Raw genomic sequence first — 10,240 nt, 5'->3', positions numbered from 1 at the left:
CGGAAGGGGTTGACGGGTGGCGAAACAGATCGCCGATGCGTTCCTACAACTGCACCCCACGCGTGAGTGCACCGTCGACGACGAGATTTGTGCCGGTGATGAAGCTGGCGGCGCGGCTGGCGAGAAACACCACGGCGTTGGCCATTTCCTGCGGCGTTCCCATCCGCCCCGTCGGATTGAGCGCAAGCGCCGTCTTGTAGAGCTCGGGATTGTTGTCCTTGATCATGTTCCAGACCCCGCCGTCGAAATAGGTATTGCCTGGGGAGACCGAGTTGGCGCGGATGCCTTTCCCCGCGAGCTGATTGGCCAGTCCCTGCGTGTAGTGGATGATCGCCGCTTTGAAGGTGCCGTAGGGACCCGCAGCGAAATCGATCTCGCGCCCCGAGACGCTGGAAATGGTGACAATCGCACCGGCGGCACTCTTCTCCAGATAGGGCATGGCCGCATTCACGAGCCGGACCGTACCCATCATGTCCGTCGAAAACTCCTTCTCCCAGCTTTCGTCGTCCTGCCCGATCGCAAGCGCGCTGACATTGGCGACGACGACATCGATGCCGCCGAGCTTTGCCGCCATATCCCCGACCCAGGCCTTCAGCGCGGCCGCGTCAGCAACGTCGACGGCGCTGCCATAAGCCGCGACGCCCTTGGTCTTGAGTGCAGCGACCGTGCTCTCGACCTCGGCCAGATTGCGGGAGCAAACCCCGACATCGGCGCCTTCGGCGGCGAATGTCTCGGCGATTGCTCGGCCGATTCCCTTGGTGCTTCCCGTGACGAGTACCTTGGCTCCCTTGAGTCCCAGATCCATGGCCGAATTCCTTTTCTTGGTTCAGTAGTTGGTCGGCGCCGCCCTGACCAGTCCACGATAGCTGTGCGGCATTCGCATCGCCACCAGATCCTTTCGCCGCACGACGTTGGTCGGATAGACGCTGTCGAGATTGGTGGTATCGATCCGCGCGATGGCGAGGCCGGCGCCGCCGGCCGCGATCGCTTCCCGCCGCGGAAACTCGAACGTGTCGGGGCCGAACACACCGCTCAACCCCGGATAGCCGCGTTCGGGATCGACGACATTGGCGAAGGCGAAGAACAGGTTGTTCTCGCCGGCACGAACGCGGAAGTGATGCCAGTGATGCGGATCCGGGCCGGTCGGAATCGATTTTGGCTGCAACACCTCAGTGCCGGCATGGGACGAGCTGAAGCCTCCCTTGATCGCGGCGGGACAGGCGATGAGATCGCAGCCGCGCAGCGCCAGCACCCGGCCCGCCTCCGGGAAGGAGGCATCGTGACCGATCAACAGCCCGATGCGGCCGATCGGCGTGTCGACGACGCTCCAGCCGTCACCGGCCGTGGCCCAGCTTCGCTCGTCGGCCGCCAGATGCGTTTTGCGATAGACGGAGATGCTTCCATCGGGCGCAACCAGGCAAGCGCTGTTGTAGACCAGATCGTCGTCGCGCTCGGCAAGGCCGCAGACGAGATAGACGTCAAGCTCCCCCGCAAGCTCCCCGAGGCGAAGCGTTGCCGGCCCCGGTATCGGTTGCGCTGATGTCGCGGGATCGGTCAGTCCCGTCACAGCCAGCTCCGGAAAGACGACAAGCTCCGCCCCATCCGCTCTTGCCGCGCGCGCGTAAGCTTCGATCTCCTTCAAGTTCTGGGCAGGATCATCACCAGGTGCAAATTGCGCGACGCAAACCCGCGATGTCTTTCCGACCGGCCACGGCTCGTGGCCGTAGAGACCGAAGAAGTCGCACGGATTCCAGCTGAATGTATCGGTCAGCAGTTCGGGATAGAGCTCCGGCCGACGCTGCGCGAACACGGTCTCGCCGAGCACGCGGCGTGCGCGGGCGGCATCGAGATCGATCTCCGACAACAGCACCCCGTCGCCCTTGTCGAGCACGGCCATGACCTGCCCGTCCGGTGCGATCACGCAGCTGCCGCCGCTGAACTGCACCGTACGTTCGAGGCCCCATCGATTGCTCTCGATGACGTAGCAGCCGTTCTCGAAGGCCCGGCTGATCCAGTAAGGCGCCGGCGTGCGCTCTGCCAACCAGTTGGAGATGTGGCAGATCACGTCCGCGCCGCCCAGCGCCATCAGCCGCGCGGTTTCCACGAAATGGATGTCCATGCAGATCAGCAGAGCGATCCGCCCGATCGGCGTCTCGAACACCTGGTTGTGCAAATCGCCCGCCGCGGCCCATTTCGGCTCGGAGATATAGGGGTGCGTCTTGCGGTGGCGGCCGACAATGCCGTCGGGCCCAATCAAGACGGCCGAGTTGAAGTAGATGCCATCCTCGTCGACCTCCGGCATGCCGATGACGATGTAGCAATCGTGCTTGTGCGCCAGCGCCGCAAACCGGTCCGTGGTGGGACCCGGGATCGTCTCGACGAAGGGGGCGACCTCGGCACGGTCGAACCAGCAATAGCCGGTCGTTCCCATTTCCGGCGTGACGATGAGCCTTGCACCGGCCGCCGCGGCCTGCTCGCAAAGCTCGAGCAGGCGCGCGACGTTGCGCGCCTTCTCGAACATGATCGGCTCGAACTGGACAGCGGCGACCTTGTGAACGTTGGGCATGAACGGGCGAGCCTCAAACGAGATAGGACTTCTTGATGGAGGCCCCGAGCGTGTACTTGGGATCGACCATGTTGCCGAGACGGACGCGGCCAGCCTGGGTCAGCAACATGTAGGCATCGATCTCCTCGAAGCCGTAGTCGGCGGCCATCCAGCGGCAGAGCTCGCGATAGGCGATGCGGGCTGCGTCCTCCATCGGCCGCGCCGAGCCAATGGTCATGATGAAATCGCTGGTCTCGAGTCGTGGCCAGGAAATGGTCCAGTTCTTGATGAGGTCGATCTGCACCGTCGTTACGGTCGGATGCTCGATGGCCACGCCGCAGAGCTCGCCGTCGCCCTGCGCGGCATGGCAATCGCCAAGATAAAGCAGCGCGCCCTTGGTGTTGACCGGAAGGTAGATGACGGCCCCGACGCCGACGTCCGGCAGGTCCATGTTGCCGCCGTAATAGTCCGGAACCAGCGAGGAAATCGCCTCGATCTCGGGCGACGTGCCGATGGTGCCGATAAAGGGCTCATAGGGCAGCGTGATTTTGTCGTTCCACTTCGTGCCGGTTTTCGCGTCGATCTCAAGCTTCTTGACGCGCTCCGGCAGTGCCGGATTGAGCAGCGCCGTATTGCCCGTGCTGACCAAGCCGCCGAAATCAGGCATGATGACAGTCGTGCCCCGCGGCTGCGGCCCGCGCGGGACGATGCTCTCGATGTAGACCGCGAGCACGTCGCCCTTTTCGGCGCCGTTGACGTGGATCGGCCCGTTCTGCGGATTGAGGAACGGAAAGTTGAGGATCTTCGATGGACTGTCGGTCTCCTTCTTGATTGCGCCCTCGAACGCATCGTGCGTCTCGGCGGAGACGACCGCGCCGGGATCGACCGTCAGCACCGGCTTCACATAGGGGCCGTAGACGTAATGGTACTTGCCCTGCTCGGCTTCCGTGATCGTGTATTGCTTGCCGCGCTCGCCCCTGGCGATGCCTTTGCGCGCCATGATGGAATCGTTTTGCCAGGCCATTGCTGTTCTCCTTGGTTGGGCGTCGTTTCTTTCAAACCGCCAGATGGCGGCGCATCTCCGCTTCGTCGCCGAGCGCGGCACGGTCGAGGCTTGCGACGATGCGCCCCTTGTCCATGACGTAGCAGCGCTGTGCCATGGCGCGGATCATGTCGATGTTCTGCTCGACCAGGATGATGGTCACACCGGTCCCGCGATTGAGCTCGACCATGTTGCGTGCGATGTCCTGGACGATGTTGGGCTGGATGCCCTCCGAGGGCTCGTCGAGCAGGATCAGAGCGGGGTCCGAGATCAGCACGCGTCCGATCGCGAGCTGCTGCTGCTGTCCACCGGACATGGTGCCGGCGCGCTGGTGCCAGCGCTCTTCGAGAATAGGAAACGCATCGATGATCTTGCGCCGGCCCGCCTCGGGAATGCCGCCGCCCTTGATCGCGGCTCCGACGGCGACGTTCTCGCCGACTGTCAGGCGCGGAAACACGTCGCGCCCCTGGGGCACATAGCCCATGCCAAGGCGTGCCCGCTTGTGCGCCGGCAGGGATTCAACGGCCTCGCCGCGATAGACGATCGAGCCGCTCATCGCCGGCACGAGCCCGATCAGGCTCTTCATGAGCGTCGACTTGCCGACACCGTTGCGGCCGATGACGGCGACGATCTCGCCTTCCCGCACCTCGATCTCGAGGCCCTGGAGCACGGGCTTTCCGCCGTAGCCGGCACGCAGGCTCAGCGTCGAAAGGATGACTTCCCTGCGCGGCATGTCAAGCATGAGCCTGCCCCAGATAGATCGCCGCGACGCGCTCGTCGGCCACGATCTCGTCGATCGAGCCCTGTGCAAACACCTGACCGAGATGCAGCACGGTGACGCGCTGAGCGACCTGGCGCACGAACGCCATGTCGTGCTCGATCGCCAGCACCGTCATGCCGCCGGCATTGAGCCGCTGCACCATTTCGCCGGTCATGTGGGTTTCCTCCGGTGACATGCCGGCGGTCGGCTCGTCCAGCAGCAGCAGGCGCGGCTTCAGGCTGATCGCCATGCCGATCTCCAGCCATTGCTTCTGGCCATGGCTGAGGTTTCCCGCCGTCTGCGCCTGTTCGGCGCCGAGCCCGAGGAAGGCAAGCAGCCGGTCGATCTCTTCCAGCAGCGTCCGCCCGCGGTGACGGCTCTGCAGGGCAATCTCCAGGTTCTGCCGCACCGACAGTCCCTTGAACACACCGGGCACCTGAAACTTGACCGACAGGCCGCGGTGGATGCGGGCAAAGGATTTCAGGGCCGTGATGTTCTCGTCCGCGAAGAAGATGTCGCCGCTGCCGGGATGATGCTCACCCAGGATCAGGCGGAACAGCGTGCTCTTGCCCGCGCCGTTCGGGCCGATCAGGCAATGGATCTCACCGGCTTGCAGCGTCAGATTGACGCCGTTGGTGACATGCAGCCCGCCAAAATGCTTGTTCAGCTCGCGCAGCTCCAGCAGCGACATCAGCCCGCCCTCCGCATGAAGCGCGTGGCGAGGCCGCCGAGCCAGTTCATCACGCCAAGCACGAGGCCGTTGGGCGCGATCAGGACTGTGAGCACCAGCAGCACGCCCATGAAGACGAGAGCATACTGGCTGCCGTAGATCGTCAGTGCCTGGAAGGCGGCAAGCACCACCAGCGTGCCGATCACGGTCGAGGTCAGGTCGCCGCGGCCACCGACGGCGACCCAGATCAATGGCAGCGCCGCCGCCGTCATGCTCATGCTCGACGGGGTGATGTATTGCCCCCACACCGTGTAGAGCACACCGGACAGGCCTGCCAGGGCGGCCCCGATGACGAAGGTGATGAGCTGGTACTTGCGCACGTCGTAGCCGAGCATCTCCGCCCGCTCCGGGTTTTCCCGGATCGCGACGATGACGTTGCCGAACGACGAGTTCACCAGGATGCGCAGGGCCAGATAGACGAGGACCAGAAGGCCGAGCACGAAGTAGTAGAGCCCGACGTCGGCGAACAGAACAATCGGCTGCCCCGGCCACGGGATGGTCAGCGGCGGCATTGCGCTCATGCCGTTGAAGCCGTTGAGCCGCGCGCTGCCGATGTGCCATTCCGGCCCCGCGGTCTGAGCCATGAAGCGCTCCAGCATCAGGGTCACGGCGAGCGTGACGATGCCGAGGAAGACGCCGGCGATCCGGCCGAAGAACATGAAATAGCCGAGCAGGACTGCGAACAGCGCGGCGATCGCCACCGCAGCCACGAGTGCCACCAGCGTGAAGCCGTAGGCCGAGCCGAAATTGATGGTGAGGATGCCGTAGCCGTAGCCAGCGATCCCGAAGAAGGCGGTCTGGCCGAAGGAGAGCGAGCCGCCATAGCCCCAGATCAGGCACAGGCTGAGGGCGATGAACACCCAGACAAAGAAATAGACGGTGTTGCCGACCGTATAGCCGTCGCTGAACAGCGGGTACACGAGCGCGGCCAGAAGCACGACGACAAACAGGCCCCAAAAGACCGGACCGCGACCGACGGTCTGCGGGCCTTCGAGACGGCGAAACAACGAGAGGAAACCGGTCACGACGCCATCACTCCGTCAGGTGCGCTCACGCAGCACAAAGCCGGAAATGCCCTTTGGCAGGACCCGGACCACGATGATGACGGCGACCAGGAGGCCGATCTGCCCGAACAACTGGCCCTGCCACGACGTCATCACCGATTTCACCACTCCAAGCACGGCACCCGCCGGCGCCGTGCCGAGGAAGACGTCGGCGCCTCCGATCACGACGGTGACGAAGGCCTCCATGATGAAGGTCGCCCCCATGGTCGGCACCAGTGTCATGGTCGGCGCGTAGAGACCGCCGGCAAGGCCGGCCAGCCCTGCGCCGCAGGCGAAGGTGAGGCTGTAGATCAGGCGCGTATCGACGCCGAGGGCCGCCGCCATATGCGGCACCTGGATGGTGGCGCGCGCCAGCACGCCGAAGCGCGTCCAGTTGAAGAGCGCATAGAGCGCGGCGAGCACGCCGAGCGCAGCGCAAAACAGCACGATGCGATAGATCGAATACGAGTATGCGCCGACCTGGAAGCTGCCCAAGGGCGTGCCAACGCCTGCCATGGTCGAGCCGACCGCGATCAGCGTGCCCTGCGTGGCAATCAGGCTCAGCCCCCAGGTGGCGACGATGGTGTCGAGCGGCCGGTCATAGAGATGGCGGATCACCGCGAGCTCCACCACGACGCCGACCAGCGCCGACACGAGGGTGCCGGCCAGTATTCCCAGCGGCAGCGGCAGGCCCGCATGCACGGTTGCCGCAGTGACATAGGCGCCGCACATGATGAACTCGCCATGGGCGAGATTGATCACGCCCATCATGCCGAAGATCACCGCGAGCCCGCAGGCGGAGAGCACCAGGAACGCGAAGGCGTCGCCGAACTGGTAGAGTGCCGAGAAAACGTGGGTCGCAATGTCCATGAACCAACCGGGATGTGGGAGGATGCGGCGTCGCCGCCGCAGATAACCGTGATCGCCCCGGCGCGCCGGCAAGGCGTGCCGGAAGCGCCGGAGCAACCAGCCGCCGGGTCAGGGTTTCGGCGGGGGATTCGACGGCGTGTACTGGGCCATCGGATCTTTCTTGGTGAGGTCGCAGCCGGCTTCACCCAGCCAGTAGGGCTTGATGTCCTCCCATATCTTCGGGAAAGAGATCGAATGATCGGCGCCGACCTTGGCGAGATAGATCGTGTGCGACATGTGCTGGCTCTTCGGGTCGATGCAGACCTTGCCTTCCGGCGCGTCCATGCAGACGTCGCCCAGTGCGATCACCTTGCGGATATCCTCGCGCTTGGTCGACTTCGCCCGCTCGACCATCTGCTTGTAGAGATAGACGGCGAGATAGGAGTTTTCCGCCTCCTGGTTCACATAGGGCTCGCTCGGGAACTTGGCCTTGAACTTGGCGTAGAACTCCTTGCTCTTCGGCGAGTCGATCTCCTCGATGTAGTTGGTGGTGACGTACATGTCCTTCAGGCTCGGCGGCTTGAAGCGCTTGTGCTCGTAACCCTGGCCGACGTTGACCGAGGATGCCATCGGCAGGTTGACGTTGGCGGAAGCCGCCTGCTCGTAGTAGGAGGCCTGCGCGGTGCCGACCAAGAGCGTGACCACGAAGTCCGGCTTGGCCTTCTGGATGTTCTGGATGCTCTGCGAGAACTGCGACACGCCGAGCGGGATGAATTCCTCGCCGGCCATCTTGCCGCCGTTCTCCTTGACGATCTTGCGCACCCATTCCGCCGAGATCTGACCGAAATTGTAGTCGGCGGCGAGCGTGTAGACGTTCTTGCCGTACTTCTCCATCATGTAAGGGATCAGCGTCGAGAACTGCTGCTCCGGCACGGCGCCGGTGACGATCATGTGGCCGTCGCAGACGCCGCCTTCATACTGGTTGTTGTAGAAGGCGAAGCCGTTGAACTGATCGACGATCGGGCGGTACGCCTCGCGCGAGGCCGAGGAGAAGCCCGCAAACACCACGTCGACCTTGTCGCGCTGGAGCACGCGGCGCATGAACTCCTGGTAGCGAGTGTTGTCGGACTGCGTATCGTAAGCGACGAGCTCGAGCGGCCGGCCCATGATGCCACCCGCCTTGTTGATCTCCTCGGCGGCGAGCTGGATGGCGTGGACCTTGCCGATCGTGGCCGCGGCGAAGTCGCCGGACTGATCCTCCAGCACGCCGAGCTTGATCGGGTTTTCCGCCGCGCGCGCCAGGTGAGATCCGATCGGGGATCCGAAGACAAGCGTCCCCGTGAGGGCTGCGGCGCGCAGCCCCCGCAATACAGACTTGGTCATTTTGCTTCTCCTAGATGGCCTGCTTGTTGCCGCCTTGCAGCGTGATGCCGGTCGTGCGGCCGGACGTGTCGGGCGGCTTCGCCCGCTTGCTCAGAAACTCGTCGCAATAGAGTTCCATGTTCTGCCGCGCGCGCATGCTTTCGCGACGGAGCTGGGAATAGGCGCCCTCCTCGTCGAGGCCGCCCTGCTGCATCAGCAGGATGACGGCGCGGATCACCGCACGGCGGCCGCGGCGGCGCTCCTCGAGGCCCTGGAGGCGCTCATACATTTCAGCGCGCAGCAGGAACTGGTTGATGCCCATGAACAGCGAGGTGTAGACCGCGCCGCCATGGACTGGCTTGCGCAGGAAAGAGGTGGCGCCGAGGTTGACGAGCGCCTTGAGCCGGCTCGGCGCCTCGACGCCGACGAGGCCAATCACCGGCACCGGCGGCAGCCGCGAGGCCGGATTGACCTCGATCGCGACGGCGCCTTCGAGATCGCCGTCGACGAAAAGGATGTCGCGGTCCGCCTGGAGGCTCGCAACGTCGATGCGCGCGCGACCGTCGATGATCTCGGGATATTCGGTGGAGACGCCGAGCTTGGCCAGCGTCGTTTCGAGCGTGCTCTCCCATCCGCCCCGCCGGGTGACGACGATGGCGCGGCCGCCCTTGAAGTTCTGTAGCAGTCGAGAGCTCATGATTGCACCACTTTCAGAAGCGGAGAGCGCATTGCGCTGGCAAAGCGCGGCGACGACTGGACGAGATAGGGATCGGGCGCGATCGGCTCGCGGGATTCCAGCAACACTTCGAACTGTCCGTTGACGGCCGAGCGGCCGATCCGCGGCGTGAGCCAGGCGTGAAAGGTCTGCCGGTCGATCCGGACCTCGCCTTGCGGCGCGAGCAGCCGCTGGTCCGCCACCGCGGCGCGCACGGTGCGCGCGTCGTCGGTGCCGGCCTGCGACAGTGCCGCCGCGAGCAGCTTGACGGCGATGTAGGACGACTCCGCATCGGCCGAGGAGACCGGTCCATCAGGAAAGGACGTCCTGTAGGCGTCGATGAAGGCGCCGTTCTCCGGCGAATTCAGCGACGAGAAATAGACGCTCGACGACAGATGTCCGTCGATTGCATCCGGCCCGATCTCCGGCAGCTCCGGTTCGGACAGCGTGCAGCTGGCGACGGGAATTTCCGCGGCCTGATCGATGCCGCGCGCGCGGCAAGCGGCCCGGAATGCGCGGAAGAAGGCATAGGCGCTGGTGCCGATCAGATTGTTGAAGACGAAGTCCGGTCGCGCATCGATGATGGCCGCGATGACCTGATCGACCTCGGTGTCGCCCACGGAGAGATAGCGCTCCGCAAGCACCGTGCCGCCGCGCGCGATCAATGCCTCGCGGAAGATGCGGTTGTTCTCCCAGGCCCAGATGTAGTTGGAGCCGACGCAGAAGGCACGCGAGCCGACGCGGGACGCCAGATAGTCCACTAGCGGCAGCACGTGCTGGTTCGGTGCAGCACCGGTGTAGATGACGTTGTCGGAACTCTCGAAGCCCTCGTAATGCGAGGGATACCACAGCAGCCCGTCGAACTTCTCGAAGCATGGGATCACCTCCTTGCGGCTCGAGGAGGTGTAGCAGCCGACCACCTGACGGATGCCGGAGCCGAGAAGCTCGAGACTGAGAGAACGGTAGCGCGCAAGGTCGCCCGACGGATTGACCACGACCGGCTCGAGTGTGATGTCCTGACTGCCTGCGTTGACCTCCTGAAAGGCGAGCAGTGCGCCATTGAGAATCGAGCGCGCGACGACGCTGTAGGAGCCCGTCGTCGAGAACATCACGCCGATCCGATAATGCTTCCGCGTCATCACTCGATCCAAAAACAAAAAAGCGCCCTCCGGCCGTTAAGCCGAGGGCGCCTTC

10 protein-coding genes are annotated in these 10,240 nt (G+C 64.4%); all 10 read right to left on the bottom strand.

Translation table 11 applies throughout. The annotated features are described in order from the left end of the window. Positions 1-43 precede the first annotated feature (43 nt). A complete protein-coding gene (locus ACFDR6_RS36020; RefSeq protein WP_375861326.1) occupies positions 44-805 on the bottom strand; it encodes an SDR family NAD(P)-dependent oxidoreductase in 762 nt (253 codons plus the stop codon). A gap of 21 nt (positions 806-826) precedes the next feature. Beyond that, a complete protein-coding gene (locus ACFDR6_RS36015; RefSeq protein WP_375861325.1) occupies positions 827-2,566 on the bottom strand; it encodes a nitrilase-related carbon-nitrogen hydrolase in 1,740 nt (579 codons plus the stop codon). Between the two features lie 13 nt (positions 2,567-2,579). Beyond that, complete coding sequence (locus tag ACFDR6_RS36010) at positions 2,580-3,569, bottom strand: acetamidase/formamidase family protein (RefSeq protein ID WP_212092906.1); 990 nt, start codon at positions 3,567-3,569, stop codon at positions 2,580-2,582. 31 nt (positions 3,570-3,600) lie between these two features. After that, positions 3,601-4,320, bottom strand: a complete 720-nt coding sequence (locus tag ACFDR6_RS36005; protein ID WP_375861333.1) for an ABC transporter ATP-binding protein — start codon at positions 4,318-4,320, stop codon at positions 3,601-3,603. 1 nt (position 4,321) lies between these two features. Further along, positions 4,322-5,038, bottom strand: a complete 717-nt coding sequence (locus tag ACFDR6_RS36000; protein WP_212092908.1) for an ABC transporter ATP-binding protein — start codon at positions 5,036-5,038, stop codon at positions 4,322-4,324. Then, the gene (locus ACFDR6_RS35995; protein ID WP_375861324.1) at positions 5,038-6,102 is read right to left on the bottom strand and encodes a branched-chain amino acid ABC transporter permease; all 1,065 of its coding nucleotides are present in this window, start codon (positions 6,100-6,102) and stop codon (positions 5,038-5,040) included. The genes ACFDR6_RS36000 and ACFDR6_RS35995 overlap by 1 nt, the downstream gene beginning before the upstream one ends. 15 nt (positions 6,103-6,117) lie before the next feature. Continuing rightward, on the bottom strand, positions 6,118-6,990 hold the full coding sequence (locus tag ACFDR6_RS35990; protein ID WP_212092910.1) for an ABC transporter permease subunit: 873 nt from the start codon (positions 6,988-6,990) through the stop codon (positions 6,118-6,120). 108 nt (positions 6,991-7,098) lie between these two features. Next, positions 7,099-8,352, bottom strand: a complete 1,254-nt coding sequence (locus tag ACFDR6_RS35985; protein ID WP_212092911.1) for an urea ABC transporter substrate-binding protein — start codon at positions 8,350-8,352, stop codon at positions 7,099-7,101. A 10-nt stretch (positions 8,353-8,362) separates the two neighbouring features. Then, positions 8,363-9,028, bottom strand: coding sequence for an ANTAR domain-containing response regulator (locus ACFDR6_RS35980; protein ID WP_375861323.1), 666 nt, complete (start codon positions 9,026-9,028; stop codon positions 8,363-8,365). Next, entirely contained in the window at positions 9,025-10,185 is a 1,161-nt protein-coding gene (locus tag ACFDR6_RS35975; RefSeq protein WP_375861321.1) for a transporter substrate-binding domain-containing protein, read from the bottom strand. The genes ACFDR6_RS35980 and ACFDR6_RS35975 overlap by 4 nt, the downstream gene beginning before the upstream one ends. Positions 10,186-10,240 lie beyond the last annotated feature (55 nt).

Source organism: Bradyrhizobium tunisiense (assembly GCF_042263385.1).
Classification (GTDB): Bacteria; Pseudomonadota; Alphaproteobacteria; order Rhizobiales; family Xanthobacteraceae; genus Bradyrhizobium; species Bradyrhizobium tunisiense.
Note: the sequence above shows the minus strand (reverse complement) of the source record. Positions and strands in the feature narration are given on the sequence as shown.

Bases quoted from the DNA above. Each gene is read 5' to 3' on its own strand.
- ACFDR6_RS36020 (WP_375861326.1), bottom strand. From the start codon at position 805: ATGGATCTGGGACTCAAGGGAGCCAAGGTACTCGTCACGGGAAGCACC.
- ACFDR6_RS36015 (WP_375861325.1), bottom strand. From the start codon at position 2,566: ATGCCCAACGTTCACAAGGTCGCCGCTGTCCAGTTCGAGCCGATCATG.
- ACFDR6_RS36010 (WP_212092906.1), bottom strand. From the start codon at position 3,569: ATGGCCTGGCAAAACGATTCCATCATGGCGCGCAAAGGCATCGCCAGG.
- ACFDR6_RS36005 (WP_375861333.1), bottom strand. From the start codon at position 4,320: ATGCCGCGCAGGGAAGTCATCCTTTCGACGCTGAGCCTGCGTGCCGGC.
- ACFDR6_RS36000 (WP_212092908.1), bottom strand. From the start codon at position 5,038: ATGTCGCTGCTGGAGCTGCGCGAGCTGAACAAGCATTTTGGCGGGCTG.
- ACFDR6_RS35990 (WP_212092910.1), bottom strand. From the start codon at position 6,990: ATGGACATTGCGACCCACGTTTTCTCGGCACTCTACCAGTTCGGCGAC.
- ACFDR6_RS35985 (WP_212092911.1), bottom strand. From the start codon at position 8,352: ATGACCAAGTCTGTATTGCGGGGGCTGCGCGCCGCAGCCCTCACGGGG.
- ACFDR6_RS35980 (WP_375861323.1), bottom strand. From the start codon at position 9,028: ATGAGCTCTCGACTGCTACAGAACTTCAAGGGCGGCCGCGCCATCGTC.
- ACFDR6_RS35975 (WP_375861321.1), bottom strand. From the start codon at position 10,185: ATGACGCGGAAGCATTATCGGATCGGCGTGATGTTCTCGACGACGGGC.